Below are 26618 nucleotides of genomic sequence, written 5' to 3'. Positions count from 1 at the left end.
CATGATCCCGGAACTCTCAGGCGGCTTCGGCGCACTGCTCGACCCGACGACATTTCTCTATCTGATCGGTGGCTTCCTTCTGGGACTGTTTTTTGGTGCCATACCCGGCCTGACCGCCACACTCGCCATTGCCTTGCTGCTGCCCTTCACGTTCGGAATGGAGGTCACCAACGCGCTGGTTATGGTGATGAGCATCTATATGGCCGGCATCTATGCGGGTTCGATCACTGGAATCACCGTCAACATACCCGGCGCGCCCTCAGGCGCTATCACCAGCCTCGACGGGCACGCCTTGATGAAACAGGGGCATGGCGCGCAGGCTTTGGGGCTGGACGCATTCGCCTCGTCCATCGGGGGGATGATTGGTGCCCTTGTGCTGATGCTACTCGCCCAGCCAATCAGTCAGGTTGCCTTGTTGTTCAAGACCCCCGACAAATTCTCGCTCGTGCTCCTGGCCGTTGTCACCGTCACAATCGTGGCGCGGGGATCTATCTGGAAAGCCGCTACCGCGACCTGTTTGGGACTGATGATCTCGACGGTTGGAATCGACCCGATGGTGCCGCAGGGGCGGTTCGATTTCGGCAGTTTCTATCTGGTCGAGGGCATCACGCTACTTCCGGCGGTTATCGGTCTGTTCGCCGTGTGCGAATTGTTTGCACAGGCCGCAACCCCCGCGCGCCTGACGCAATCCGAACTGATCACCGAACAGCCATTATTGAGACGGCGCGACTTTGTTCCGCGCAAAGAAACCATCCGTGAGATTGGCTTATACACCTATGTCAAAAGTTCGGTAATAGGTGTCCTGATCGGCATGTTGCCGGGAGGAGGCGCATCCATGGCGTCCTTCATCGCCTATGCGGAAGCGAAGCGTAGTTCCAAAACACCTGAGAAATTCGGGCAAGGCTCCCATGAAGGCCTGGCCGCTTCAGAAGCTGCGAACAATGCCATGTGCGGCGGTGCGGTTATTCCTCTTCTGACGATGGGTATTCCGGGCGACGCGGTCACCGCAATCATCTTTGGTGTCCTGCTGATCCACGGGCTCGTGCCCGGTCCCGGGCTTCTGACCGACAATCTGGATGTCGTATCCCCGATGTTCGCAGCGCTGTTCGTCGCGTCGATCTTCGTATTCCTGTCGGTCCTCGCCTTTGGCCCTTGGTATATCCGGCTGTCGAGGATCAACCGCGGGATATTGTACGCCTTTATCGCAATGATTTCGATGGTCGGGGTGTTCGCGTCATCCTTTTCCTTTTTCCAGATGTGGATGGCGCTGGCGATCGGGACATTTGCATTTGCGATGCGCCGGTTCGGGTATCCGGTTGTTCCCATGCTGATGGGTGTCATACTTGGGCCATATCTTGAAGAATTCCTACGCCGCTCGCTTATCGTGTCAAAGGGTGATCCGCTGATCTTCGTTACCAGCCCGGGCAGCGCTGCGTTTCTTATGCTGACGGCTCTATTCGTGTGGTTGTTGCGTATCCGGCCCGCCCGAAACGGAGCACAGCCCGATGTCTGAGCACCCCGTAAAGTCGCTGGACCACACACTGATCCTCGTGAATGATCTGAGCCATGCCTACGAACAGTACAAGGCGCTGGGGTTCAATGTGTCTCCCATTGGCATACAGGGAAAGGCCAAGGGTTCCGCCAATCACACGATCATGCTGCAAGACGACTACATCGAATTGCTTGGCATCGTGGAACCCACACCGTTGAACGCGGATCGCCGCGCCGCACTGGCACATCATGGCGAGGGGTTGCACGGTTTGGCCATGCGTGTCTCGAACGCCAAAGAGGCGGTTGATGACCTTGCCAAACGCGGCGTCAAAACGACCATCTACAACGAGTTCTCGCGCCCGGTCGCTCTGCCAGACGGCACCATTGAACCGGCCAGCTTTGCAACGCTGCTGTTCGAGCCGTCCCAAGTGCCCGTAGGCATAGCCTTTATGTGCGAGCACAAGACGCCGCATTTGGTGTGGCGGGATGAGCTGACGACCCATCCCAATTCTGCGGTGGGTGTGCTTGAGGTCGTGGCGATTTCTGATAACACCGAGGCTGACGGTCAGCGCTATCAACGGCTCTTCGGCTTTACCACCGACCCGCAGCCCGACGGGTCCGTGGTTCTGCGCCCTCCGGCTATGGGCGGCACAATCCGCTTGCTTCCGTCCACTCAGGCCCACGACAACCACCCCGCAACGAACCCAGGTGCCGGGCGATATATCCGGTTACGCGTAGCCGTGCGGAGTTTGACAGATGTCACAAGATGCCTGGAAGACAGCTCCGTTCCATATACCCGATCCGAGCGCTGCATCATTGTCGAACCGGAATATGCGGCGGGTGTGACGGTGGAATTCCTGCCTATCTAACCACCAAGGGAACCGTTGCATCAACGACTGCGGGCTGAGCGGCCTACAATCCTGTTATACTGCATGCTAATCATCTGCCTGCATCTCGACCTGTCGTCGGCCAGTCCGACTTGTGAGGTTACGCCGACTTCTTACTGCTGCGCCCAGGAAACGCGGGTCGGCGAAGTCGCGGTGTCGAGAGGCTGCGAGTTATCGACTGCCCAGTGATACGGACCATCCCACCCGAAAATACCAATGCGCCGTCATGGCGATAAGTTCGAAGGCGCATCGTTAGTCAGCGACCAAGCCTAAAGCGTGCTGTGGCTATCAAGGGGCCTGCAACGCGGGCTCCCATCGCGATGATCCACTTGTAATGCTGCGCGACGAAGGTCAGAAACGAACCTTGGGACAGCTTCTTGAGAAATGCCTCAGACCCATTGTCGCGCGCGCCGCGAACTGAAAACCGCGCTGTGCCAGATTGATTTCGATAATGGTAACCTCGGACAGCGATGTTTTCTCCCGTTGTGATGGCTTCATCACTTTGTGCTGCGTCGGAAGGGACATCCACGCCATCGACAAAGCTTGTGAGAGGAACAAGGTCATATGAACAAACTGATTTGTTTGCTGGCTCTGGTAGCCGCGCCCGCGATGGCACAGGAGGAAAGACGCTGTCTGTCAACCGGCGAGAAAACAGTAATCCTGAACTTCATCATGGATCGCATGAATGTCTCGCGCACCCTTTTGGCTGAAGCCATGATCAAGCAGCTATATACCGACGTTAACGGCGTTGACATGTTTGAAAAACTGGCTTCGCAGGACGCCCCGCTTGCCGCCGCTGTGCACCTGTATGCCTACCACAAGTATAGCGATCACCCCGGTGAATGCGCCGACACGCCACGCTCACCGTGAGTTGCTCTGCCCCCTGAAAACTGGATCGTTTGAAGCTGGAGTTTTCGGCTCAGCTTTCCTGGCTGGGAGAGGACCAAATGATGTCCGGGCGATAGACTGTGTTCACGATCAGTTCGCTTTGGGAAAGAAGCTGAGGGTGGTGGACACCCATTCGCGCTTCTGTCCAGCGGGAGACCCCGGTTCAGCTATCGGGGCGAAGACGTGGTCGAAAAGCTGGAAAGCGTCTGCGCGGGTAGATTACCCGATCACGGTACGAGTCGACCAGGGCGGCGAATTCATCCCCCGCGACCTGAACTTATGAGGCCTATGCCAACGATGTGGCGCTGGAGTTCTCGCGGCCCGGAAAGCCAACCGACAACGGCTTCATCGAAACATAGTACTATATTTGCTGACACCAGCGCTGGACGGCGGGTCCGAGCCTACCAGAAATTATCCCGACCTAGTGCCGGAGAACACGCGCCAAGAAGCTACGGGTACGCTCATGCTGCGGGTTGTCGAAGACCTGCTCGGGCGTCCCTTGTTCCACGATCTCGCCCTTATGGATGTAAATCACCCGGTCCGCCACTTCGCGGGCAAATCCCATCTCGTGGGTGACGATGATCATTGTCATGCCATCGCGCGCAAGTTCGCGCATCGCGTCCAGCACTTCACCAATCATTTCGGGATCAAGCGCCGAGGTCGGCTCATCGAACAGCATCAGCTTCGGCTCCATCGCCAAAGCTCTGCTCAAGGCGACACGCTGCTGCTGACCGCCCGACAGTTGCGACGGGAACTTTTCCGCCTGATCAGCGATACCGACGCGTTCTAGCAACTTCAGCGCGGTCTTGTGTGCGTCATCGGGGCTGGCATGGCGGACCTTGGTCGGCGCGAGCGTCACATTGTCCTGCACGCTTAAATGCGGGAACAGGTTGAACTGCTGAAACACCATCCCCACCTCGGTGCGGATCTGGCGCAGTGCACGGCTGGCCTTGCCATGGGGTTCCAACTGGTTGCCGTCAACCTCAAGAAAACCCTTCTGGAATTCCTCCAGCCCGTTGATGCAGCGGATCAACGTGGATTTGCCCGAACCACTGGCTCCGATGATTACGACCACCTCGCCGGGTGTAACTTCAAGGTCGATATCGTTGAGAACATGCAAGTCACCGAAATGCTTGTTCAGCTTTTCCATACGCACGATGGGCTGGCCTTCGGGCCGTGATTTATTCTGGTGTGTCATTGTCCGACCAGCCCTTTGCTTTCCAGCGTGCGCAACAGAATGGATAGTGTCAGCGTGATCGCCAGATAGATGAGCGCGACCATCAGATAGACTTCAAGTGCTGTAAACGTCGTGGCGATGTAGATCTGTCCCTGCCGCACCAGTTCCCCTACGCCGATGACGGCAAACAGCGACGTATCCTTGATGCTGATGATACACTGGTTGCCGAGCGCCGGGATCATGCGACGGAAACTCTGAGGCCAGATCACGTATCGGAAGGTTTGCGTTTTTGACAGCCCAAGTGATAGCCCCGCCTCGCTTTGACCGACAGCGATGGACTGCACCCCACCCCGCACGATCTCGGAAATATACGCGCCGGAGTTAACGGCGATCGCTGCTATGCCCGCCGTCAGGGCGTCAATCGGGCCGCCCAACAGCTGCGGCAGACCGTAGAAGATGAAAAGCACCTGAACGAGCACCGGCGTGCCGCGAAACACCTCGATATAGGCTACCGCGGGCCAGCGCAGCCATGGATGGGCGCTTATACGCATCAAGCCGAACACGATGCCGATGACGAAACCGATGGCAAGCCCGCCGAACGAGATCAGCAGCGTATATGGGACGCCTTTGAGAAGATAAGGGATGGAGGCAAATGCCGCCTGCCAGTCAAACTGAAATGTAAGATCCAACGGGAGAGGCTCCGGAATGCTTTATCGACTAAACGCGACACTGTTCAGGCCGGTCGCACCAACCTGAACAGCTCACTTTCTTTCATGCGCCGAACGGCGCCAAACATCTTAATTGCTGCTGGACCCGAACCACTTGGTGTGGATCTCGTCATATGTCCCGTCTTCGCGCATCGCGGCCAGCGCTTCGTTCACCGGATCGACCAGTTCGCTGCCTTTGACAAAGGCGATGCCGTACTGCTGCCCTTCGTAAAGCGGGCCCACGACTTTCACGCGACCTTCACCGCGGGTTTGCGCGAAGTACCCGACATTGGGAGCGTCATAGAACACTGCGTCGACGCTGCCACCCAGCAAAGCCATATACATATCGCTCGACCCCGGATAGGGCGTAATGGTCGCAGTATCGCCAAGCGTCTCGGTCAGGTAGTCGAAGCTGGTGGAACCGATCTTCGTGCCAATCGTCATTCCTTCCAAATCCTCGATGCTTTCCACATCATCCTGATTGGCACCGACGAGGATTTTCAGGCCGCTGTCATAATACGGGTCAGAAAAATCGACGATCTCAGAGCGTTCATCCGTGATCGTGATGCCCGCAATCGCGATATCTACGCTGCCGGTTTGAACCGCAGGAATGATGCCGTTGAAGTCCATCGTATTGATTTCGATCTCAAAACCCGCACGATCGGCAAGCTCACGGATGATATCCATGTCAAAACCGGTCATCTCGCCGGTGTCCTGGTCCATCATCTCGAACGGGACAAAGCTTGGATCCGTAACTACTTTCGCCGTGTCCGCATAAGCAACCGCACTGAACGACAGGCTGGTCGTCGCACAAAGAGCGATAGTCTTGAATAGCGTTTTCATCGTTTCCCCCAAATATCCTATCTCGGCGGCCGAACAGCCCGCCGCCAGATCGGCCCCAACATGGAGTTGCGCCATCTGATCGTCAAGCAAGATAGCTAAGATATTGATATAGCTTTATTATATCAAACATCTCCGAGCCGCACTGCACTAGAACCACCATAGCGAGCAGGTGTTTCCCGAGCCCGCCATTGCCACAAGGCACCGTTAACAGGCATGGCCATCAGTTGTCGTCACGCCGTAACCGGGCCGCGAAGAGACAGGGTAAGCGCCAAGTCGCGCCTACCCTGTGTCGATCATAGGGACCCCGTGCTTCACGGGAGCCATGCTATTGTCTAGGATCAAGCAGTTTCCCAAGAATCCCGTTACGGGTTATGCGTCCGACCAGCTTGCCATCCTTCTCGACAGCCACTGGCGCATGCACATCATGGGCGGCTTGCATGACCTCCTGAATGCTTGCATCCAGTTCGACCGTCGCGGCAAAGTCATCATCGGTCGGCGGCTCCAGCACATCGCTTGCCCGCAAGACGCCGAGCGGGTTCATGTGCGCGACGAAATCCGCAACATAATCGGTTGCTGGGTCAGTGAAAATTTCCTGCGGCGTGCCACATTGCACGATACGTCCGCCGTCCATGATGGCAATCCTGTCACCCAGCTTAAATGCTTCATCCAGATCATGGCTGACGAAGATGATTGTGCGCCCCAGTTTCCGCTGCAATTCAAGCAATTCGTCCTGAAGACGGTTTCGGATCAGCGGGTCAAGGGCCGAAAAGGGTTCATCCATCAGCAAGATCGGCGCCTCGGTCGCGAACGCACGCGCAAGACCGACACGCTGCTGCATCCCACCCGACAGATCGCTTACGGGACGGTCAGCCCAATCGGATAGACCGACAAGGTCAAGTTGCTGCTCCACCTGGGCATCGCGTTCTTTCGCAGGCAAACCCGCCAACTCCAGCCCCAGCCCGACATTCTCACGCACGCTCCGCCATGGAAGAAGTCCAAACTGCTGGAACACCATCGCAACACGCTTTTGCCTCAGATGCCGCAAAGTGGCATCTGAGGCATTGGTCACGTCGGCCATCTCGTTGCCATCATTGACCAGCACGCGACCGCGCACCACCGGGTTCAGCCCGTTCACGGCACGCAAAAGAGTCGACTTCCCAGAGCCGGAAAGACCCATCAGAACGAGTATCTCGCCCTCTTCCACCGTTAGCGAACAGTTGTGCACGCCGAGAACCTGCTCAGTTGCTTCCTTGACTTCCGCGCGGTCCTGCCCCTGATCCATCAAGGGCAAGGCGATCTGCGGCTTGTTGCCAAAAACGATCGAGACGTTATCGAAGACGACTGCTGTCATTTGCGTTCCACCCGTAGAATTCGGTCAAGCATGATCGCGACGACGACAATGATAAAACCACTTTCAAAACCCAGTGCCGTGTTCACCTGGTTCAGCGCGCGAACAACTGGCACACCCAGACCGTCAGCACCGACGAGGGCAGCTATGACCACCATCGACAGGGACAACATGATCGTTTGGTTCAGCCCCGTCATGATTTGCGGCGCCGCGTAGGGCAGTTCGACTTTCCAGAGTTTCTGTCCGGCGGTCGCTCCAAAGGCGTCAGCGGCTTCCAGTAACGGCGTCGGTGTAGAAGATATTCCCAAATGCGTTAGCCGAATGGGCGCTGGCAGTACGAAGATAACCGTCGCGATCAGCCCAGGTACCATTCCAATGCCGAAAAAGACGATCGCCGGGATCAGGTAGACAAAAGTCGGAAGCGTCTGCATCAAGTCCAGAACCGGTCGCATCGCGCGATACAGTTTCGGACGATGGGCGGCGACGATTCCGATCGGCACGCCGATTGCCATGCAGACGGCACAAGAGGATAGCACAAGGGTCAGGCTCTCCGTCGTTTCTTCCCAGTATCCCTGATTGAGAATGAAGAGAAAGCCGAGCCCGACGAACAGGCACATCTTCCAGCTTTTATGAATGAACCACGTGATCCCGACGAAAACCGCAACAACCATCAGCGGATGGGGGGTCTGCAAGATCCATAGAATTCCATCGATCAGCCATTCCATGACCGCCGCCAATCCATCAAAAAACGCCGACCCGTTGTCTTGTAACCAGTCAAATATATCACTCGCGGTCTTGCCGACCGGGATCTTCGTCTCGGTTAGCCATTCCATCTGTTGCTCCTTCTGAAATGGAAGCGGGGCCGCCAGGCGGCGGCCCCAAGGAGATTACAGACCGAAGGCCTCTTTGACGGCGGGCAATCCAGGATTGCCGTCTACTGTGGTCACACCGTCAAGCCAGCCGTCCAGAATTTCTGGGTTGGCCATCATCCATTCCATGGTGGCATCATCTGCATCTTCGCCATCATCCAGAATTCTGCCCATGATTTCGTTTTCCATCGGCAACGTGAATTCGAGATTCTGAAGCAGCTTCCCAAGGTTCGGACATTCCTCGCTGAAACCTTTCCGGGTCGTGGTGTAGACCACGCCTTCACCACCGAAGAAGTCCTCGCCGCCCGGCAGATATTCCAGGTCAAAGTTCGCGTTCATCGGGTGAGGTTCCCAACCCAGGAAGACGACGGGTTCTTCATCGTCATAAAGGCGACGAACCTGTGCGAGCATTCCTTGCTCGGAGCTTTCAACGACTTCGAACCCTTCAAGGTCGAACTTGTTTTCTTCGATCAGGCTGACGAGATAGACGTTGCCTTCATTGCCAGGCTCAATTCCGTAGATCTTTTCGTCAAGCTCGTCACGAAACTTGTGAATGTCTGCGTAGCTTTGCAGCCCGGCCTCATAGGCATAGGTCGGCACGGCAAGCGTGTACTTGGTCCCTTCGAGATTGACCCGAACCTGCTCGACCTCGCCGCTATCGAGATACGGTTTGATGGCACCATTTTGCGCGGGAATCCAGTTGCCCAGAAAGACATCGATATCATCGCTTTCAAGCGACGAGAACGTCACCGGCACAGACAGCACCTTCACGTCGACATCGTAACCGAGCGCTTCCACGACCTGCTTCGTGGCAGAGGTCGTGGTCGTGATATCCGTCCACCCCACATCCGAGAAGGACACGCTATCGCAATTGGCGGAGACCTGTCCTGCTGCCAGCATTATCGCGAGCGCAGAAACGGAAATTTTGAAAGACATAGAATGCGTCCCTGTTTTTTTGATTGACGAGTCAATAAAAACAACATTAGGCAAAGATACAACCTGTTTTGAGGAATTATGCCGAAAGTTGGGATGGAGCCGATCCGCAAGGATGCCCTGATCCGCGCCACGATCACTGAGATCGGGCGTACGGGGTCGCTTGAGGTGACTGTCAGTCAGATCGCGCGCAGCGCCGGCATGTCCAGTGCGCTCGCTCACCACTATTTTGGAAGCAAGAACAACCTGTTCCTATCTTCGATGCGTCACATCCTTACGATATTCGGCAAGGAAGTGCGGGCGGAGATGGCCAAGGTTGATGACCCTCGGAAACGGATCGAGGCGATCATTCGCACGAGCTTTTCCGAACAGAATTTCCAACCGGCCGTGATAAGCGCGTGGCTCAATTTCTACGTACTTGCTCAAAAATCAGACGACGCGACGCGGCTGCTTAGGGTCTATCAAAGACGACTCAGATCGAATCTGGTTGCCGAGTTGCGACCACTGCTTGGACCCGGCGCGCCGAAGGCGGCGCAGGGCATCGCGGCGTTGATCGATGGAATCTACATCAGAAGGGCGCTCCGCGATGAACCGCTGGACCCGCTCGAAGCCGAAGAACTTGTAAACGACTATCTGGACCTATGCCTGAAACGCTATCTCGTGACATGACTCAGCCGAACATACTTATCTTCATGGTCGATCAGTTGAACGGGACGCTGTTTCCCGACGGCCCCGCCGACTGGCTGCATGCTCCCAATCTGAAGCGGCTGGCGGCGAAGTCCACGCGGTTCCGCAACTGCTACACTGCCTCACCGCTCTGCGCGCCAGGGCGCGCCAGTTTCATGTCGGGTCAACTTCCCAGCCGCACACGCGTCTATGACAACGCGGCGGAGTTTGCCTCTGACATCCCGACCTACGCACACCACCTGCGGCGTGCCGGATACCAGACCTGCCTGTCAGGCAAGATGCATTTCGTCGGCCCTGACCAACTTCACGGATTCGAAGAGCGACTGACGACCGACATCTATCCAGCCGATTTCGGATGGACGCCGGACTATCGCAAGCCGGGCGAACGGATCGACTGGTGGTATCACAATATGGGTTCGGTCACGGGATCGGGGATCGCCGAGATTTCCAACCAGATGGAGTATGACGACGAAGTCGCCTACCACGCGACGCGGAAAGTATACGATCTTGCGCGTGGCACGGATGAGCGCCCATGGTGCATGACGGTCAGCTTCACGCACCCGCATGATCCTTATGTCGCGCGCCGGAAATACTGGGATCTCTACGAGGATTGCGAGCATCTTTTGCCGGAGGTGCCTGCAATCGCGTATGAAGATCACGACCCGCATTCCCGGCGCATCTTTGATGCCAATGACTGGCGGTCTTTCGACATAACCGAAGATGACATCAGACGGTCACGGCGGGCGTATTTCGCGAATATTTCCTATCTGGACGACAAGATCGGCGAGGTGATGGAGGCGCTTGACGCGACAGGGCAAGAGGCCATCATCCTGTTCGTGTCAGATCACGGCGACATGCTTGGCGAGCGCGGGCTTTGGTTCAAGATGTCTTTCTATGAAGGCTCTGCGCGTGTTCCGATGATGATCAGCGCCCCGTCGATGACACCGGGACTTGTCCAAGACCCGGTATCGAATATCGATGTCTGCCCTACCCTTTGTGATCTGGCCGGGGTCGATATGTCAGAGGTCGCGCCATGGACGACCGGTGAAAGTCTGGTCCATCTGGGCCGGGGCGGGGCGCGCGAAACACCCGTTGCGATGGAATACGCGGCGGAGGCGTCATATGCGCCGATGGTGTGTCTGCGGGACGTACACTGGAAGTACACCAACTGTACACTGGACCCCGAACAGCTATTCGATCTGGCCGCCGACCCGCATGAACGCGTGAACCGCGCGGATGATCCCGAATGTGCAGAGGTACTTGCCCGGTTCCGCATCATAGCTGCGGCGCGATGGGACCTTGATCGCTTCGACGCCGAGGTCCGCCAAAGCCAGGCGCGGCGCCGGGTCGTCTACGAGGCCCTGCGCCAAGGCGGCTATTACCCCTGGGACTACCAGCCGCTGCAAAAGGCATCAGAGCGCTATATGCGCAACCACATGGATTTGAACGTCGTCGAGGAACGCCAGCGCTTTCCTCGCCGTGTGTCGCAGTGACCTCCGACCGACAAAAGGACACAGCATGACTTTTGACCCCCAACCACGCGCAAGCCATTTCATTGACGGCGAGTATGTCGAAGACACGTCCGGCGAGGCAATGGAGGTAATCTATCCCGCAACAGGAAACATCATCGCCACGATCCACACCGCAACGCCCGAGGTCATCGAGCGTGCAATTACCAGTGCGCAGCAGGCACAAAAGGAATGGGCGCTCAAATCCGGCACCGAACGCGGCCGCGTCCTTCGACGCGCCGCTGACATCCTGCGCGAACGCAATCACGAGTTGTCGGTTCTGGAAACTCACGACACGGGCAAGCCCCTTCAGGAAACCTTGGTGGCGGATGCGACCAGCGCAGCCGATGCGCTCGAATATTTTGGTGGCCTTGCCGGTACCCTGACAGGCGAACACATTCCGCTGGGTGAGGACTGGGCCTACACGATCCGGGAACCGCTGGGGGTTTGCGTTGGCATTGGCGCATGGAACTACCCGACGCAGATCGCTGCATGGAAGGCCGCCCCGGCGCTGGCATGTGGCAATGCCATGATCTTCAAACCGTCGGAGACGACACCGCTATGCGCGTTGAAGCTGGCCGAAATCCTTGTCGAGGCGGGACTTCCGGCGGGCTTGTTCAACGTCATCCAAGGCGCCGGTGAGGTAGGCGGGCCGCTGGTCGCGGACGCGCGCGTCGCCAAGGTATCCCTGACAGGATCGGTGGCGACGGGGCGCAAGGTCTATGCCGCTGCGGCTGCGGGTATGAAACACGTCACGATGGAGCTGGGCGGTAAATCACCGCTGATCATCTTTGACGACGCGTATATCGAGGATGCGGTTGGTGGTGCAATCCTTGCTAACTTCTATTCGTCGGGACAGATCTGTTCCAACGGAACGCGGGTGTTTGTTCAATCGGGGATCAAGGAACGCTTTCTGGCCCGCCTTGCCGAGCGGTTGTCCGATGCCGTCATCGGCGACCCGATGGAGGAGAAGACGAATTTCGGGCCGATGGTCAGCCAGGCGCAGCGCGATATTGCGCTCCGCTATATCGAGATCGGTAAATCCGAAGGCGCCCGGATCGTCCATGGCGGTGACACGCTGGATCAGCCGGGGTTTTACATGCAGCCCACGGTGTTTGCAGATGTGCGCGACGACATGAAGATCGCGCAGGAAGAAATCTTCGGGCCGGTCATGTCGGTTCTCGATTTCGACGACGAAGACGACGTGCTGACACGTGCAAATGCGACAGATTTCGGACTTGCCGCAGGCGTCTTCACGAAGGATCTGGCGCGCGCGCACAGGGTCGTTCGCGCATTTGAAGCCGGCACCTGTTACGTCAATTCCTACAACGATGCGCCGGTGGAAGTCCCGTTCGGCGGAGTGAAGGCATCCGGGATCGGTCGTGAAAATTCCAAGGCCGCCATCGAACATTACAGCCGGTTGAAATCGGTCTATGTCCGCATGGGATCGGTTGAAGCCCCCTTCTAGGATACCCGCCATGCAAGCAGATTATGTCATCGTCGGTGCAGGCAGCGCAGGCTGCGCCATGGCCTATCGTCTTAGCGAAGCAGGAAAGTCCGTGCTCGTGATTGAACACGGCGGCACTGATGCGGGGCCCTTCATCCAGATGCCCGCCGCACTGTCCTATCCTATGAACATGTCCCGCTATGACTGGGGCTATATGTCCGAGCCAGAGCCGCATCTGGGCGGGCGGCAGCTTGTCGTGCCGCGCGGCAAGGTGATCGGGGGGTCGTCCTCGATCAACGGGATGGTCTATGTGCGCGGCAACGCCTGCGATTACGACCACTGGGCGGAAAGTGGCGCGGAAGGCTGGGGCTACGCGAATGTCCTGCCCTATTTCAAGCGGCTGGAAAGCTGGCATTCAGGCGGCCATGGCGGCGATCCCGAATGGCGCGGTTCCGACGGACCGCTGCATGTGACGCGCGGCCCGCGAAGCAACCCGCTGTTCCAGGCCTTCGTCGATGCCGGACGGGAAGCCGGTTACGAGACCACGAACGACTACAACGGCGAAAAGCAGGAAGGTTTCGGCCCGATGGAACAGACGGTCTGGAAAGGCCGTCGCTGGTCTGCTGCGAATGCCTATCTGCGCCCGGCGCTCAAACGCCAGAACTGCCATCTGGTACGCGGCTTCGCGCGGCGGGTCGTCATCGAGAACGGCAGGGCCACCGGAGTCGAAATCGACCGCGGCGGCAAGATCGAGACGATCTCTGCCGGTCGAGAGGTGATCCTTGCTGCATCATCGCTGAACTCCCCCAAGCTGCTGATGCTGTCGGGTATTGGCCCGGCCGCGCATCTGCGCGAGCATGGGATCGAGGTTGTCGCGGATCGTGCCGGTGTGGGGCAGAACCTGCAGGACCACCTTGAGCTGTACCTGCAAATGGCGTCGAGCCAGCCGATCACGCTTTACAAGCACTGGAATCTCTTCAGCAAGGCGTTGATCGGCGCGCAGTGGTTGCTGACCCGCAAGGGGCTGGGCGCGTCGAACCAGTTCGAAAGCGCGGCCTTCATACGTAGCCGCGCCGGGGTCCAGTACCCCGATATCCAGTATCATTTTCTACCGATCGCCGTGCGCTATGACGGTCAGGCGGCCGCTGAAGGGCACGGGTTCCAGGCCCATGTCGGGCCGATGCGGTCGGCATCGCGGGGGGCGGTGTCGTTGAAGTCGGCCGATCCGTCAGACGCGCCGAAGATCCTGTTCAACTACATGTCGCATGACAGCGACTGGGAAGATTTCCGGGCCTGCATTCGTCTGACCCGAGAGATCTTTGCCCAAGATGCCTTCAAGCCATACGTCAAGCACGAGATCCAGCCCGGCGACGCCGTCCAGAGCGATGCGGCGCTGGACGATTTCATCCGCGAACATGTCGAAAGCGCCTACCACCCCTGCGGCACATGCCGGATGGGCCGCGCGGATGATCCGATGGCAGTCGTCGATCCGGACACGCGGGTGATCGGGGTGGACGGTCTGCGCGTGGCGGACAGCTCGATCTTTCCGCGCATCACCAATGGCAATCTGAACGGGCCTTCCATCCTGGTGGGTGAAAAGGCGTCCGATCACATCCTGGGGCGCGATCCTCTGCCATCGTCAAACGCAAAACCCTGGGTGCATCCCAACTGGCAGAACAGCCAGCGATAGAGTCGGCTTCCTGAACGGACAATAAGTTTCTGACACGCGACTGCTTGCCTGTTTTCAGCGGCAGGCTGCCTCTTCGTATCCAGGCCGAAAGCGCCGTTCTTTCACGGGCATAGCAAGTGCACACTTGACATGAATACTGATTCATATTTCATATTGTTACATAAGCTCGGTACAGGGAGGAGGCGTTGTTGCAAATATCGGCGAGGATTCCCTTCATGAATCCAGTGATGTAGCTGGCATCTATGCCGAAGCCTCCTCCAACCCGCTACCGCACGACGAACTGGTCCGAGTATAACGCCGCGCTGCGCAAGCGTGGCTCGCTCTCGGTCTGGTTCGACCCCGACATGGTTTGGCACGCGGAGAAGTCCGGCAAGCGGGGACGGCCCGAGACTTTCTCGGAATGAGGAGGGCCAGTAAACCGTCCGGGGGGACGGTTTACCCGACGAATGCGATCCAGGCTTGTCTGACGCTGAAAGTCCTGTTCGGTCTTCCGCTCCGCCAGACCGTTGGATTGGTCGAAAGCCTGATCCAGATGGCTGGTCTCGACTGGCCGGTGCCGGATTTCTCGACCCTGTGCCGTCGCCAGGCGCGGATTGCGGTGCAGATCCCGTATCGCGTCTCCGGGCAGCCGCTGAACCTTCTGATCGATAGCACAGGTATCAAGTTCCGTGGTGATGGGGAGTGGCTGGCGCGCAAGCATGGAGCCTCGCGCCGCAGGAAGTGGCGAAAAGTACATATCGCCATGGACGCAGGCACGGGCGATGTCCGCGCGGTCGAGTTCACCTCAAGCCGTCAGGGCGACAGCCCGCTGCTGCCGGAGCTGCTGGCACAGATCCCACCCGACAAGGCCATCGAGGCCGTCACCGCGGACGGCACCTATGATACGCGCCGATGTCATGGGGCGATCATTGAACAAGGTGCCGATGCGTTCGGGCATTCCTTCGAACCCGTGGCAGTCATGCCCTCACTACCCATCCGCCGCAACGGGCGCGCCTGGAAGGAAGACTGCCACGCGGCCTTCGCGCGAAACGAGCTCCTGCGTGCAACCCGACACCTGGGCCGGGCACTTTGGAAGAAGTGGGTACGATACCATGTCCGAAGCAGGGTCGAGGCCAGGATGAACTGCCTGAAACTTTTCGGTGAGAGGATCATGTCCGTTCGCCAAACCGCCGAAATCCACATCCGCATCGCAATCATGAACACCTTCTCGGCCCTCGGCAGGGCCGAGATCGAAGCCATCGCCTGAACTCTGCCGGGAAAGGGCGCATTCACCCTCGAACCTGATTTGCGCAACATTGCCCAGCAACATCTTGAAGGCATGGGATTTGGCCGCCAGGCGTCGCTTGAGATCATCGAGCCTCTGCCTGTCCCAGATGAGCGATTTCGACGTCAGGCGGCTTTCGATATCCCCGTGATCCAGCGCCTGAAGCAACAGGTCCTCGGGATTCGCCGTGACGCCAGCCGCCAGCCCGTGCTCAACAGTGTCTTGGGCATTCATGCGTCGATTGCGTAAGATCCAGACGAGTGCAGTGGCCGCCCCCATTTTCTCCGGCAGGATTGCCGTCCAGCCACCGTCGGGTGCAAAGCCGACCTCGGAATAATAAGGCTGAACAAACGTGTCCGGGGCAAGGAACGCCAGATCCGATGCAAAGAGAAACCCGGCACCACCGCCCGTGATCGCCCCTCGTGCAGCCAAACCGACAAGACAACGCATTGATACGAGCCGCAGAACAATATCCTGAAGCCCGTCGACTACCGCCGCGCCATAGTTCTGGCTGCATCCCTGCGCTGCGGCTTGCGCAAACCTCCCGACATCACCCCCGGAACAAAAATTCCGCCCTGACGATATCATGAGGTGACGAAGCTGCGTCGTTTCGATCAGATCCAGCCCGCCATGTATCGCGGCGATCAGATCCGGTTCAAGCGCGTTCGCGCGCGGAGCGTGAAGCCTTAGGTGCAGACAGCCTTGCCCTGAAGCCAAGACAACAACCTCATGAGCGACAAGGGTGTTCATGGCAACAGGCCGCGACCAACCAGTAGCATGACCTCATCGACGACATAATCGATGTCCGGCGTGTCTTCCCAAAGCACGTAGCGCTCGCCCAGGGTCTTGGCCATGCCCATGAGCGCCCAGGCGCGTACTTCCGCATCACCCAGCTTTACTTCGCCGGCTTGCTCCGCCGCGAGCAAACGTTTTTCATAGGCCTTCGCAAATCGCGTGAAGTATACGCGATACGCTTCCGGATCGACGAAGCGCGCTTCCTCAACAATGCTGTAAAGTGACGGCCGCTTTGCCACAAACTCAAGGAAACTACGCAGGCCCGCCCGCTCCGCAGACATGCGATCGGGTGCATCGGCAACCGACTTTGTCACCGCTTCGCGTGTGAGTTGGCCCATCTCCAGCACGAGTTCGCGAAAAACCTCTTCCTTGCTGGCAAAGTAGATGTAGAAGGTTCCAAGCGCGGTCCCCGCCTTGCGGGTAATGTCCGCAATTGACGTCGCAGAGAAGCCTTGCGCACCAAAGGCTTCCTCGGCGGCACGCAGGATCTGTTCCCGCCGCTGCGCCCCTCGTTTCGTTTTCGGCGTCGAGTTTCCATCCATATAAACATGAATAATGATTCATATTTCATTTAGCAATAGAATACTCCTTCTGTTTCACCCGCGATCGTGTGCTCGCTGCGAGAAAAACAGCCTGCCAGCGGTCAGAAACTCCTACTGGGTGAACTTCCATATGATACGATTCTGGAACGCTCATCCTGAACTTGGTCAATCAAAACAACAAACGGACTGTTCAGGCATTCAAGATAAGTACATTCGCCCAGATTATGGGATACAACAGACCAAAAGCATCCATCCTGTCGGGTAGATTCCATTCAAACTGACCATTCCATATGATGATTGTGCCATGATTGACCTCGACCCACGCTGGGACACGAACAAGCGACTGAATGAAAACACTGCCGTAACCGCGCTGACAGCCATGGCCGAACTGGATGCGGATGCGCGGGGACGCATCGTGGCGCGGGCGACCGAACTGGTTGAACAGATCCGCACCAAGTCCAAGCCGGGCGTGATGGAAGTCTTCCTCGCCGAGTACGGCCTGTCCACGGAAGAGGGCATCGCGCTGATGTGTCTGGCTGAGGCGCTGCTGCGCGTGCCGGATGCAGACACCATCGACGCGCTGATCGAGGATAAGATCGTCCCGTCCGACTGGGGCAAGCACCTGGGCCATTCGGCGTCGTCGCTGGTAAACGCATCGACATGGGGGTTGATGCTGACGGGCCGCGTTCTGAAAACGGACTCGCAAGGTGTGGCGGGGCATCTGCGTTCGGCTGTGCGTCGCCTGGGCGAGCCCGTGATCCGCACCGCCGTCGGGCGGGCCATGCGCGAAATGGGCCGTCAGTTCGTTCTGGGCCAGAACATCGACGCCGCAATGGATCGCGCAGAAAAGCGTGAATCCGAAGGCTACACCTATTCCTATGACATGCTGGGCGAAGCGGCGATGACGGCGGATGATGCGTCACGCTATGCAAAGGCCTATTCAGACGCGATCACCGCGATTTCCACGAAATGCAAAGGCGACATCCGGTCCAATCCCGGAATCTCGGTCAAGCTGTCCGCGCTGCATCCCCGCTACGAGGTCGCCAAGCTGGACCGCCTGATGGAAGAACTGGTCCCGCGCACCCGTGATCTGGCCCGTCAGGCTGCGAAGGCCGGCATGGGCTTCAACATCGACGCGGAAGAAGCTGACCGTCTGGCTATCTCCATGAAAGTGATCGAGGCGGTTCTTTCAGATCCTGAACTGGCCGGCTGGGACGGTTTCGGGATCGTGGTGCAGGCCTATAGCCGCCGTGCGCCGCAGATCCTCGATTATCTCTACGAGTTGTCCGAGCGGCTCGACCGCCGCGTCATGGTCCGGTTGGTCAAAGGCGCCTATTGGGACACAGAGATCAAGCGTGCGCAGGTTGAGGGGCTGGATGATTTCCCCGTCTTCACGCGCAAGGCGGCCAGCGACGTCAGCTATATCGCCAATGCACGCAAGCTGTTGGGGATGACAGACCGGATTTATCCGCAGTTCGCCACGCATAACGCGCATACGGTCGCGGCGGTTCTGGATATGGCCGCCGATGTCCCGAAAGAGGCCTATGAATTCCAGCGCCTTCACGGGATGGGTGAGGCGTTGCATGACATCGTTCACCGTGGCGAAGGCACGAATTGCCGAATCTACGCGCCGGTTGGCGCACATCGTGACCTGCTGGCCTATCTGGTGCGGCGTCTCCTGGAAAACGGCGCGAACTCGTCGTTCGTGAACCAGATCGTTGATGAAGCCGTTCCCCCGGCGACAGTCGCCGCATGTCCGTTCGAGGCGCTAGAGCGCGAAAAGAACAGTGCCCCCGCGCTTCAAACGGGGCCACAATTGTTTGCACCGGAACGTACGAACAGCCAGGGCTTCGACATTTTCGACGTCGGCGAACTCTCCCGTATCGAGGACGCGCGCAATGTTGATCTGCCCGCACGCGCCGAGCCGTTGATTGCTGGGCCTGTCCGGGGCGCAAAGCCATACGACGCGTTGAACCCGGCGACGGGCGAACGCATCGGCAAGGTGATTACCGTCTGTGAAGAAGATGTGGCAACCGCGCTGTCCGCTGGCCGCCGCTGGAATGTTCCCGCCGCGGAACGCGCTCGCGTGTTGCGGCGCGCATCCGAGTTGTATGAGACGAATTTCGGCGCCATGTTCGGTTTGCTGACCCGTGAAGCCGGCAAGACGCTCGCAGACTCGGTTGGCGAGCTTCGCGAGGCGGTGGACTTCCTGCGCTACTACGCGGCGCAAGCCGAGCATCTCGAGGGTGAGGCCCGTGGTCTGTTCACCTGCATCAGCCCGTGGAACTTCCCGCTGGCCATTTTCACCGGGCAGATCACGGCGGCGCTTGCGGCCGGCAACGGCGTTCTGGCCAAGCCAGCCGAAGCCACCCCCCTGATCGCTTCGATGGCCGTGCGGTTGCTGCATCAGGCAGGTGTGCCCGCATCTGCGCTGCAACTTCTGCCCGGGCCGGGACGTGTCGTGGGGCAGGCGCTGACAAGTGATCCGCGTATCAAGGGCGTGGCATTCACGGGTTCCACGGCAACGGCGCGCCATATCCAGGCCACGATGGCGGAAAATCTGGACCCCGGCACGCCGCTGATTGCGGAAACGGGGGGGCTGAACGCGATGATCGTGGACAGCACCGCGTTGCCGGAACAGGCGGTGCGCGACATCGTTGCCTCGGCTTTCCAATCGGCGGGCCAGCGGTGTTCGGCGCTGCGATGTCTTTACGTTCAGGAAGACATCGAGCCACATTTCCGCAAGATGCTGCAAGGCGCGATGGACGAGTTGGCACTCGGCAACCCCTGGGCGTTGCCAACGGATGTCGGTCCGGTCATCTCGGACCAGGCCCAAAAGGAAATTGGTGACTACGTGGCAGCGGCCCGCGCCGAGGGACGTGTCCTGCATGAACTGGATACGCCGCACAAAGGCAGCTTCGTCGCACCTGCACTGATCAGGGTTGGCGGCATTGCGGATCTGGAACGCGAGGTGTTCGGCCCGGTCCTTCACCTGGCGACCTTCAAGGCCGAAGAAATCAACGCCGTGATCGATGCGATCAACGCCACGGGATATGGCCTGACTTTTGGTCTGCACACGCGGATCGACTCGCGGGTTCAGCAAGTCGCGGACCGGATCAACGTGGGCAATGTCTACGTCAACCGAAACCAGATCGGCGCAATCGTCGGCAGCCAGCCCTTCGGCGGTGAAGGTCTGTCGGGCACGGGTCCGAAGGCCGGCGGCCCGAACTATCTGCCGCGCTTCGTGTCGCACGGAGTAGCCCAGGTGACCGAACTGTCCGGTGAAACGATATCCGCGGATATGGTCGCGCAATCGCTGCTTTCTGCCGCGGCACTGGTGAAGGACGCCCAGCCACGCGTGATCGACATGCCCGGACCGACCGGTGAATCCAACCGCCTGTCGCTTGTCCCGCGCGGGCCCGTGCTGTGCCTCGGGCCGACCGAACAAGCCGCGTCCGAGCAAGCCCAAGCGATCCGCGATCTTGGCGGGATCGCGGTCGAAGCCGGTGGCAATTTGCCCGTCGATGCATTGGAGTCGCTTCCATACCTGGCCGGTGTCATCTGGTGGGGCCGCCCCGATCAGGCCCGCGACATTGCAAGGGTGCTGGCCCGTCGCGATGGCCCTCTCGTGGCACTGGTCACCGGCCAACCCGATACCGGCCATGCCATGTTCGAGCGACATCTCTGCATCGACACGACCGCGGCGGGTGGCAACGCAAAGCTGCTCGCAGCGCAAGGCAACACATAAGCAACCGGGATCAAGGACATGAGTCAAAAGAAAACCATTCTCGCCATCGGTTGCGGCAATATGGGCGCGGCAATCTTGTCGCCCGTGCTGGAGACGCTGAAGGATGCGGAGTTCGTGGCACTCGACCCCCAGGTCGAGCGCGCGCGATCCCTTTTGCCCGAGCATGCCGAAGTCCGTTTTCTGGACAGCGCAGACGACATTCGCGACCTGTCGCCACGTCTGACCATCGTCGGCGTCAAGCCCCAGCAATTCACAGGCCTTCCCTTTGATGCGCTTGGCAGTATCGCGCAGGGCGTGGTCGTGTCGATCATGGCCGGGACGTCGTTGAAAACCATTTCAGACGCGGTGGGTACGGATCGGGTTGTGCGTGTCATGCCCAACCTCGCGGCGATGGTCGCGCAGTCCATGAGCGTTGGCTATTGCCAAGAGGGCAGTTTGTCCGACGGTGATCGCGCCTTGGTCGAAGATATTTTCAACAGCAGCGGCCGTTTCGAGTGGGTCGCACAGGAAGGCGAAATCGATCTGGCAACGGCGGTTGCCGGCAGTGGTCCCGGCTATGTGTTCGCCTTTGCGCAACATATGATCGAAGCGGCCATCTCGGAAGGTATCGACGCAGGTCTGGCCGACCGGCTGGTGCGGCAAACGTTGCTTGGAGCTTCAACGCTTCTGGCACGGGATGCGCGGTCTGCAGAAGAATTGAAGCAAGCGGTCAGCAGCCCCGGCGGCACCACCCTTGCCGGGCTGTCGCAGTTCGAACGTGAAGGCGGCTTCCCTCAACTGACCAAAGACGCGGTGAGGTCGGCCCATCAGCGGGCCAAGGAACTGGCACAGAACGCTTGAACGACGTTCTGGCGGGGCCAGAGAACGGCGACGCATCCATCCCGCCTGGCACCGTCAATGCCGGGTTGGCAGAGGCCGCTCACATCTGGCGACCAAGCCGCAAACGCGCCGAATGCGACGATCGCGATACCCATCCATGAAGGCTACGTGACACAGGGAAAACGCGCGCGGATTTTCAGAATGGCGCGGGCGCGGTTCTCTCGGTCAGAAAAGCCGCATCCGGAAACCACATGCGAACGGACCGACCGGCGGGCGCCCTTTTGAGTTTCCATCATGCCAAAACGTCGCTAAAAAAATGGTCGCATGCAATGCGGGAGGACCCGCAATCATTCGTTCAGGACAGTAAATGAACGCCATTCCTCGGTCCCGGACAACGGCACGCCACTGGCGGTCCATCACAAAAACAGTCATCTTCGGGGATGCCGATGCCGTTGTCGCGCTCTATGTAGATGTCATCCGGAACTGCAAGAGAAAAGGATGGAACCGGACGGGGCGTGTTTTGACACGCAGATTGTCGCGCGGGCACGGTGTGTTCATCGGCTATGGAGCGCGGATCGGATCGGGTTTAACACTGCGTCATCCTGTCGGCATTGTGATCGGTGAAGGTGTTACGATTGGCCAAGACATTACCATCTACCAGAACGTGACGATTGGCGGGGCACGTATCGGGGACTTCTCGGCGGGCAACTACCCGGCAATAGGCGATGGAACAGTCATCTTTGCGGGCGCTGCAATTCTGGGTGCGATTCGTATCGGTCGCAACTGTACCATCGGTGCCAATGCCGTCGTAATTTCGGATGTGCCGGATGGTGCAACCGCTATTGGCGTCCCGGCCCGCATTCTGTTACCAGATGACGGTGCGGCAGGCGTTGCGCTGTGATGACCGGTATTCGATCCAAGGTATGATTTGATGAGTGAATTTCCCGATCTGGTTGTGTCCCGATCTGTTCTGCAAGGGCAGGTCGATCTGTGCGGCGCGAAGAATTCCGCCCTGCGCCTGCTGGCGGCCAGCCTTCTGACCGCTGAGACGATCCGGCTTCAGAACTACCCGTCGGAGCTGCTCGATGCGCAGGTGCATGTGAGAATGCTGGAAGCGCTTGGCAAGACCTGCACATTGAGCAACCCGACCGACATTTCCATCACCGAACCCCGGCTAGGCATCGACCGGCTGGAATGGGATGGGCGCTCAATCCGGAACACGCTTCTTATCCTCGGCGCACTGACGGCCAGGCAAGGGCGTGGCGCCGTCCCCTTGCCCGGCGGCTGCAAACTGGGCGAACGCAAATACGATCTGCATGTGATGTTGCTGGAACGGCTGGGTGCGCAGGTCTGGGAAGAAGGTGACTACCTGTGTGCCGAAGCACCTGCCGGTGGGCTGGTTGGCACGGATATCCACCTGGCGCTGCGATCTACCGGCGCGACCGAGAACGCCATCCTGGCCGCGACCTTAGCCAAGGGGAAGACGCGGATATGGAACCCGCATATCCGGCCCGAAATTCTGGATCTCGTCAAGCTGCTGCGCAAGATGGGCGCGAAGATCACCGTCCATGGACAGGAGCACATCGAGATCGACGGTGTGGACGGGCTGAACGGTGCGACCCATTCCGTCATCCCTGACAACATGGAGGCAATCACCTGGTTGGCTGGCGCAACGATCACGGGCGGCGACGTCGAGATCCGCGACTTTCCCTTCGACGATCTTGACGTTGTTCTGGCGCATCTGAAAGCAGCCGGTGCACAGTTGTTCCGCGGCGAGAACAGCCTGATCGTGCGCGGACGAAACTGTTATCCCATCGAAATTTCGACCGGACCGCATCCGGGCATCAATTCGGACGTTCAGCCTATCCTCGCGGCGTGGGCCGCGCGGGCAACGGGCGAAAGTCGTATCGTCGATCTGCGTTTTCCGGGCCGCTACGCCTATGCGGCAGAAATGGCGAAGATGGGCGTACGGCATGAAATCGATGGGGACATGTTGAAAATCTTCGGCAATGGCGGCCAGTTGCATGGCGCGAACGTGCGGGCGCTGGACTTGCGGGCTGGCGCGGCGCTGACGCTATGTGGTCTCATCGCCGACGGTGAAACCGTGATCACCGACGCATGGCAGATCGGGCGCGGCTACATGAATTTCGTGGATAAGCTGAAATCCCTGGGCGCAACAGTGCGCACTGAGAACCGTTCGGCCGCGTGACCATGACGCCCGCCGTAGCATCGCTGGTCCGCGATCTGGAACAAATTGCGCCGGGTCGCGTCACGACGGACATGTCGCTGGCGGCAATCAGCCGCTGGCAGGTGGGCGGAACGGCTGATCTGATCGTGCACCCCGGATCGGAATCGGAACTTTCACAGATAAGATCGTTGTTCTTCCGGAACGACCTGCCCCATATCGTGATTGGCGCCACGTCGAACCTGATGTTCGCCGATGAAGGACTGCGTGCACCTTGCATTCAGATCGGATCGGACCTGGCATCGGTTCAGGTCAAAGGTGACCACATCCGGGCGGGCGCAGGTTTATGGGTTCCGGGCCTGGCGAGAATAGCCATGCTGCACAGCCTTGGCGGCATTGCACATGTCTGCGGCATTCCCGGCACACTGGGCGGGCTGGTTTGCATGAACGGAGGCAGTCAGCGCAAGGGGATCGGATCACATATCAGCCGTGTCAGCAGTGTCACCACGGATGGCTCACGGATCGCCCGACGGGCCAAGGATTGCGGGTTCGCCTATCGAACTTCGATCTTTCAATCCAATGACGAGGCCGTCTCTTCGGTGGAACTTATCCTTGACGCAGGTCATGATCCAAACGCCCTACGACACGAAATGCGGCAGATCATGCGCAGCCGACGGCTGAAGTTTCCCCAGAAGCTTCCCAATTGCGGGTCCGTTTTCGTATCCAATCCGGCGATGTATGCGAAGTATGGCCCGCCCGGCGCCGTCATCGAAAGCCTTGGCTTCAAAGGACGCCAGATAGGCGGTGCGATGGTGTCGCCGCTTCACGCGAATTTCATCGTAAACACGGGCTCTGCCAGCGCGTCGGACATCCTGTCGCTGATCCGTATCATCCGAGACACGGCACTGCAACAAACCGGATATCTGATGGACGTGGAGGCCCGCTTCGTGCATCCCAACGGCCGTATTGAGCCGGCCGGGTCAGTCACCGACGCCAAAGGTCTGATGGTACTATGAATTCTCCGAAAGTGTCTGTTGTTTCGGCTTTCTACAACCGTGCAGACTATATCCGTTTGACTCTGGATAGCCTGCTTGCGCAGAAGTTTGACGACTATGAGATCATCATCGTCAATGACGGCAGCCCCGATCCCAACGTGCGTGCGATTCTCGACAGCTATGACGATCCGCGCCTGCGGGTGATCCACCAAGCGAATACGGGCTTTACGACCGCCATTCGTAACGGCATCGCGCAGTCCAGCAGCACCTATATTGCCATACAAGGAGCCGGGGACGTCTCCTTCCCGAACCGCTTGGTGCGGCAGGTCGCGTTTCTGGACGCCAATCCCGAATATGCTGCTTTGGGCTGCGGCTACAACAACGCCCTTGTCTCCGCCGATAATCCATTCCCGCCCTTGCCGGTTGAACATGCCGGGTACAACGGGTCCGCACCCGACGCCGGTCAGCTAAAGACCGAGGTGACGCCTCAAATGATTATGGGACGTAACCCGTTCACACATGGCGAGGTCATGATCCGTCGCGCGGCCTACGACGCGGTTGGCGGCTATCGGACGTTCTTCGCCAACTCGCAAGACATGGATCTCTGGTTGCGCCTGATCGAAAGCAATCGGCTGGGGGTACTCTCCGACTGGCTGTATCAGCGTCACAGCTTCGCTGCCGACGGGATTGCGACAAACCTTGGAAAGCTGCTCGTGCAAACCGCCTATACATCGGTAGCGGAACGGTGTTGGCATCAACGCCAATCGGGCCGCAAGGACGACGTGGAACAATACGGACCGCTCGCGCTGATGCGAATGCCGCGGACCCCGAAGCTGTCACGGCGAATTCTGCGGAGCGTCAAGCAGGCTGATTATTATGGCACACTCAAGTCAAGCGAGCTTCAAACGGTTCGTGATCTATACGGTCCCTTACATCATGGCCTGGCCCGCGCATTGCACAGCTGGTTGCGTTTTCGCAGGCCTCGCTAACAGACGTGGCACCGCCCGTTTGTGACGGCACCGTATTTTCAATCTTGCAAGAGCCAAACGGGGACCGGCGTTTACCGGCCCTGAGCCTTGCGCCATGCCTCGAACTTCTCGCGGTTCTCGTCCTTGGTGCAGGGGTACAGACCGATAATGGCTTGGCCCTCATTCATCACCTGTTCGACCACGAAATCCTCGTAGACGGTCATTTCCACGGCCTCATCCGCGACCTCATCCGCGATTTCAGCGGGGATAACGATCACGCAGTCCGCATCGCCCACGATGACATCACCGGGAAAGACCGGCGCATCACCGCAGCCGATGGGCTCGTTGATGGCGATGGCTTCGTTGTTGGTCAGGTTCGTCGGGCTCGACGGGCGCGTGTGATAGGCCGGGATTTCAAGATCAGCGATCACCGCAGCGTCACGAAAGCCGCCATCGGTCACCACACCAGCGCCGCCACGCTTCATCAGGCGGCGGATCAGGATGTCACCGGCCGAGGCCGCGTCGGCCTGTTTGCGGCTGTCCATTACCAGAACATGGCCTTCCGGGCAGGTTTCGATTGCCACGCGCTGCGGGTGCTGCGGGTTGCGGAACTCGGTCAACTGGTTGCGATCTTCCCGCGCTGGCATATAGCGCAGCGTGAAGGCGGGACCGACCATGTTCTTGCCCTTCCAGCCAATCGGATGCACGCCCTGAATCACCTGATGGCGTAGGCCGCGCTTGTATAAAGCGGTGGCCAGCGTGGCGACAGAGACATTCGTCAGTTTCTCGCGTGTCGCTTCGTTCATGTGTCTTATTCCTCGGTATGG

23 protein-coding genes and 3 pseudogenes are annotated in these 26618 nt (G+C 58.9%); 17 read left to right on the top strand and 9 right to left on the bottom strand.

Annotated features, from left to right (window positions below):
• The first annotated feature begins 1 nt into the window (after nucleotide 1).
• The 4 genes and pseudogenes from FPZ52_RS14025 to FPZ52_RS19280 all read left to right on the top strand — a co-directional run.
• Nucleotides 2-1513, top strand: a complete 1512-nt coding sequence (locus tag FPZ52_RS14025; RefSeq protein ID WP_146366240.1) for a tripartite tricarboxylate transporter permease — start codon at nucleotides 2-4, stop codon at nucleotides 1511-1513.
• Nucleotides 1506-2360: a VOC family protein gene (locus FPZ52_RS14020; RefSeq protein WP_146366239.1), complete on the top strand. Its 855-nt coding sequence runs from the start codon at nucleotides 1506-1508 to the stop codon at nucleotides 2358-2360. The genes FPZ52_RS14025 and FPZ52_RS14020 overlap by 8 nt, the downstream gene beginning before the upstream one ends.
• 582 nt (nucleotides 2361-2942) lie before the next feature.
• Nucleotides 2943-3248 carry a hypothetical protein gene (locus FPZ52_RS14015; RefSeq protein ID WP_146366238.1) on the top strand — a complete coding sequence of 102 codons (306 nt, stop codon included), beginning with the start codon at nucleotides 2943-2945 and terminating at the stop codon, nucleotides 3246-3248.
• 70 nt (nucleotides 3249-3318) lie between these two features.
• A pseudogene (locus FPZ52_RS19280) lies at nucleotides 3319-3619 on the top strand (DDE-type integrase/transposase/recombinase); the annotation flags it as partial.
• A 68-nt stretch (nucleotides 3620-3687) separates the two neighbouring features.
• Here the strand turns inward: FPZ52_RS19280 and FPZ52_RS14010 are convergent.
• From FPZ52_RS14010 to choX, 6 genes are all read right to left on the bottom strand, one after another.
• Nucleotides 3688-4464: an amino acid ABC transporter ATP-binding protein gene (locus tag FPZ52_RS14010; protein WP_146366237.1), complete on the bottom strand. Its 777-nt coding sequence runs from the start codon at nucleotides 4462-4464 to the stop codon at nucleotides 3688-3690.
• A complete protein-coding gene (locus tag FPZ52_RS14005) occupies nucleotides 4461-5132 on the bottom strand; it encodes an amino acid ABC transporter permease (RefSeq protein ID WP_146366236.1) in 672 nt (223 codons plus the stop codon). The genes FPZ52_RS14010 and FPZ52_RS14005 overlap by 4 nt, the downstream gene beginning before the upstream one ends.
• Before the next feature lie 108 nt (nucleotides 5133-5240).
• Nucleotides 5241-5993: a transporter substrate-binding domain-containing protein gene (locus FPZ52_RS14000; protein ID WP_146366235.1), complete on the bottom strand. Its 753-nt coding sequence runs from the start codon at nucleotides 5991-5993 to the stop codon at nucleotides 5241-5243.
• A gap of 325 nt (nucleotides 5994-6318) precedes the next feature.
• Nucleotides 6319-7344 carry a choline ABC transporter ATP-binding protein gene (gene choV, locus FPZ52_RS13995; RefSeq protein ID WP_146366234.1) on the bottom strand — a complete coding sequence of 342 codons (1026 nt, stop codon included), beginning with the start codon at nucleotides 7342-7344 and terminating at the stop codon, nucleotides 6319-6321.
• Nucleotides 7341-8174 carry a choline ABC transporter permease subunit gene (choW, locus tag FPZ52_RS13990; RefSeq protein WP_146366233.1) on the bottom strand — a complete coding sequence of 278 codons (834 nt, stop codon included), beginning with the start codon at nucleotides 8172-8174 and terminating at the stop codon, nucleotides 7341-7343. Before choW ends, choV begins: the two co-directional genes overlap by 4 nt.
• Nucleotides 8175-8228: 54 nt before the next feature.
• A complete protein-coding gene (choX, locus tag FPZ52_RS13985; protein ID WP_420851727.1) occupies nucleotides 8229-9110 on the bottom strand; it encodes a choline ABC transporter substrate-binding protein in 882 nt (293 codons plus the stop codon).
• Between the two features lie 114 nt (nucleotides 9111-9224).
• Between choX and betI the strand changes: the two genes are divergently transcribed.
• The 6 genes and pseudogenes from betI (at nucleotide 9225) to FPZ52_RS18980 (ending at nucleotide 15988) form a co-directional block, all read left to right on the top strand.
• On the top strand, nucleotides 9225-9812 hold the full coding sequence (gene betI / locus FPZ52_RS13980) for a choline-binding transcriptional repressor BetI (protein WP_146366231.1): 588 nt from the start codon (nucleotides 9225-9227) through the stop codon (nucleotides 9810-9812).
• The gene (gene betC, locus FPZ52_RS13975; protein WP_146366230.1) at nucleotides 9809-11323 is read left to right on the top strand and encodes a choline-sulfatase; all 1515 of its coding nucleotides are present in this window, start codon (nucleotides 9809-9811) and stop codon (nucleotides 11321-11323) included. Before betI ends, betC begins: the two co-directional genes overlap by 4 nt.
• 25 nt (nucleotides 11324-11348) lie before the next feature.
• The gene (gene betB, locus FPZ52_RS13970; protein WP_146366229.1) at nucleotides 11349-12806 is read left to right on the top strand and encodes a betaine-aldehyde dehydrogenase; all 1458 of its coding nucleotides are present in this window, start codon (nucleotides 11349-11351) and stop codon (nucleotides 12804-12806) included.
• Between the two features lie 10 nt (nucleotides 12807-12816).
• Nucleotides 12817-14475, top strand: a complete 1659-nt coding sequence (betA, locus tag FPZ52_RS13965; protein WP_146366228.1) for a choline dehydrogenase — start codon at nucleotides 12817-12819, stop codon at nucleotides 14473-14475.
• A gap of 242 nt (nucleotides 14476-14717) precedes the next feature.
• A pseudogene (locus FPZ52_RS13960) lies at nucleotides 14718-15721 on the top strand (IS5 family transposase).
• A gap of 39 nt (nucleotides 15722-15760) precedes the next feature.
• Nucleotides 15761-15988 carry a hypothetical protein gene (locus FPZ52_RS18980; RefSeq protein ID WP_168201362.1) on the top strand — a complete coding sequence of 76 codons (228 nt, stop codon included), beginning with the start codon at nucleotides 15761-15763 and terminating at the stop codon, nucleotides 15986-15988.
• On the opposite strand, the pseudogene FPZ52_RS19615 reads toward FPZ52_RS18980, so the two are convergent.
• Together FPZ52_RS19615 and FPZ52_RS13950 are read right to left on the bottom strand one after the other, a co-directional pair.
• Nucleotides 15938-16489 (bottom strand): annotated as a pseudogene (locus FPZ52_RS19615) (enoyl-CoA hydratase/isomerase family protein); the annotation flags it as partial. The gene FPZ52_RS18980 and the pseudogene FPZ52_RS19615 overlap by 51 nt on opposite strands.
• The gene (locus FPZ52_RS13950; protein WP_146366226.1) at nucleotides 16486-17076 is read right to left on the bottom strand and encodes a TetR/AcrR family transcriptional regulator; all 591 of its coding nucleotides are present in this window, start codon (nucleotides 17074-17076) and stop codon (nucleotides 16486-16488) included. The pseudogene FPZ52_RS19615 and the gene FPZ52_RS13950, both read right to left, overlap by 4 nt.
• A 304-nt stretch (nucleotides 17077-17380) precedes the next feature.
• On the opposite strand from FPZ52_RS13950, the gene putA reads away from it, so the two are divergent.
• The 7 genes from putA to FPZ52_RS13920 all read left to right on the top strand — a co-directional run bounded on the left by putA (nucleotide 17381) and on the right by FPZ52_RS13920 (nucleotide 25812).
• Entirely contained in the window at nucleotides 17381-20824 is a 3444-nt protein-coding gene (putA, locus tag FPZ52_RS13945) for a bifunctional proline dehydrogenase/L-glutamate gamma-semialdehyde dehydrogenase PutA (protein WP_146366225.1), read from the top strand.
• Nucleotides 20825-20842: 18 nt separating this feature from the next.
• Entirely contained in the window at nucleotides 20843-21664 is an 822-nt protein-coding gene (proC, locus tag FPZ52_RS13940; RefSeq protein WP_146366224.1) for a pyrroline-5-carboxylate reductase, read from the top strand.
• On the top strand, nucleotides 21661-21804 hold the full coding sequence (locus FPZ52_RS18975; RefSeq protein WP_168201368.1) for a hypothetical protein: 144 nt from the start codon (nucleotides 21661-21663) through the stop codon (nucleotides 21802-21804). The genes proC and FPZ52_RS18975 overlap by 4 nt, the downstream gene beginning before the upstream one ends.
• A gap of 206 nt (nucleotides 21805-22010) precedes the next feature.
• On the top strand, nucleotides 22011-22544 hold the full coding sequence (locus tag FPZ52_RS13935; protein ID WP_146366223.1) for a serine O-acetyltransferase: 534 nt from the start codon (nucleotides 22011-22013) through the stop codon (nucleotides 22542-22544).
• Nucleotides 22545-22574: 30 nt separating this feature from the next.
• On the top strand, nucleotides 22575-23852 hold the full coding sequence (locus FPZ52_RS13930) for a UDP-N-acetylglucosamine 1-carboxyvinyltransferase (RefSeq protein WP_146366222.1): 1278 nt from the start codon (nucleotides 22575-22577) through the stop codon (nucleotides 23850-23852).
• Nucleotides 23853-23854: 2 nt separating this feature from the next.
• Nucleotides 23855-24844, top strand: coding sequence for a UDP-N-acetylmuramate dehydrogenase (gene murB, locus FPZ52_RS13925; protein WP_146366221.1), 990 nt, complete (start codon nucleotides 23855-23857; stop codon nucleotides 24842-24844).
• Nucleotides 24841-25812 carry a glycosyltransferase family 2 protein gene (locus FPZ52_RS13920; protein ID WP_146366220.1) on the top strand — a complete coding sequence of 324 codons (972 nt, stop codon included), beginning with the start codon at nucleotides 24841-24843 and terminating at the stop codon, nucleotides 25810-25812. Before murB ends, FPZ52_RS13920 begins: the two co-directional genes overlap by 4 nt.
• 71 nt (nucleotides 25813-25883) lie before the next feature.
• On the opposite strand, the gene FPZ52_RS13915 is transcribed toward FPZ52_RS13920, so the two are convergent.
• Complete coding sequence (locus tag FPZ52_RS13915; RefSeq protein ID WP_146366219.1) at nucleotides 25884-26597, bottom strand: ribonuclease activity regulator RraA; 714 nt, start codon at nucleotides 26595-26597, stop codon at nucleotides 25884-25886.
• Nucleotides 26598-26618: the final 21 nt, after the last annotated feature.

This window comes from Qingshengfaniella alkalisoli (genome assembly GCF_007855645.1).
Classification (GTDB): Bacteria; Pseudomonadota; Alphaproteobacteria; order Rhodobacterales; family Rhodobacteraceae; genus Qingshengfaniella; species Qingshengfaniella alkalisoli.
The sequence above is the reverse complement of the archived record's forward strand: the minus strand, read 5'-3'. Positions and strand labels throughout refer to the sequence as shown.

Bases quoted from the DNA above. Each gene is read 5' to 3' on its own strand.
- FPZ52_RS14000 (WP_146366235.1), bottom strand. From the start codon at position 5,993: ATGAAAACGCTATTCAAGACTATCGCTCTTTGTGCGACGACCAGCCTG.
- betA (WP_146366228.1), top strand. From the start codon at position 12,817: ATGCAAGCAGATTATGTCATCGTCGGTGCAGGCAGCGCAGGCTGCGCC.
- FPZ52_RS14010 (WP_146366237.1), bottom strand. From the start codon at position 4,464: ATGACACACCAGAATAAATCACGGCCCGAAGGCCAGCCCATCGTGCGT.
- FPZ52_RS13950 (WP_146366226.1), bottom strand. From the start codon at position 17,076: ATGGATGGAAACTCGACGCCGAAAACGAAACGAGGGGCGCAGCGGCGG.
- FPZ52_RS14015 (WP_146366238.1), top strand. From the start codon at position 2,943: ATGAACAAACTGATTTGTTTGCTGGCTCTGGTAGCCGCGCCCGCGATG.
- FPZ52_RS13920 (WP_146366220.1), top strand. From the start codon at position 24,841: ATGAATTCTCCGAAAGTGTCTGTTGTTTCGGCTTTCTACAACCGTGCA.
- betI (WP_146366231.1), top strand. From the start codon at position 9,225: ATGCCGAAAGTTGGGATGGAGCCGATCCGCAAGGATGCCCTGATCCGC.
- betB (WP_146366229.1), top strand. From the start codon at position 11,349: ATGACTTTTGACCCCCAACCACGCGCAAGCCATTTCATTGACGGCGAG.
- proC (WP_146366224.1), top strand. From the start codon at position 20,843: ATGAGTCAAAAGAAAACCATTCTCGCCATCGGTTGCGGCAATATGGGC.
- FPZ52_RS13935 (WP_146366223.1), top strand. From the start codon at position 22,011: ATGAACGCCATTCCTCGGTCCCGGACAACGGCACGCCACTGGCGGTCC.
- putA (WP_146366225.1), top strand. From the start codon at position 17,381: ATGATTGACCTCGACCCACGCTGGGACACGAACAAGCGACTGAATGAA.
- choX (WP_420851727.1), bottom strand. From the start codon at position 9,110: ATGCTGGCAGCAGGACAGGTCTCCGCCAATTGCGATAGCGTGTCCTTC.
- FPZ52_RS13915 (WP_146366219.1), bottom strand. From the start codon at position 26,597: ATGAACGAAGCGACACGCGAGAAACTGACGAATGTCTCTGTCGCCACG.
- choV (WP_146366234.1), bottom strand. From the start codon at position 7,344: ATGACAGCAGTCGTCTTCGATAACGTCTCGATCGTTTTTGGCAACAAG.
- choW (WP_146366233.1), bottom strand. From the start codon at position 8,174: ATGGAATGGCTAACCGAGACGAAGATCCCGGTCGGCAAGACCGCGAGT.
- FPZ52_RS14025 (WP_146366240.1), top strand. From the start codon at position 2: ATGATCCCGGAACTCTCAGGCGGCTTCGGCGCACTGCTCGACCCGACG.
- murB (WP_146366221.1), top strand. From the start codon at position 23,855: ATGACGCCCGCCGTAGCATCGCTGGTCCGCGATCTGGAACAAATTGCG.
- FPZ52_RS14020 (WP_146366239.1), top strand. From the start codon at position 1,506: ATGTCTGAGCACCCCGTAAAGTCGCTGGACCACACACTGATCCTCGTG.
- betC (WP_146366230.1), top strand. From the start codon at position 9,809: ATGACTCAGCCGAACATACTTATCTTCATGGTCGATCAGTTGAACGGG.
- FPZ52_RS13930 (WP_146366222.1), top strand. From the start codon at position 22,575: ATGAGTGAATTTCCCGATCTGGTTGTGTCCCGATCTGTTCTGCAAGGG.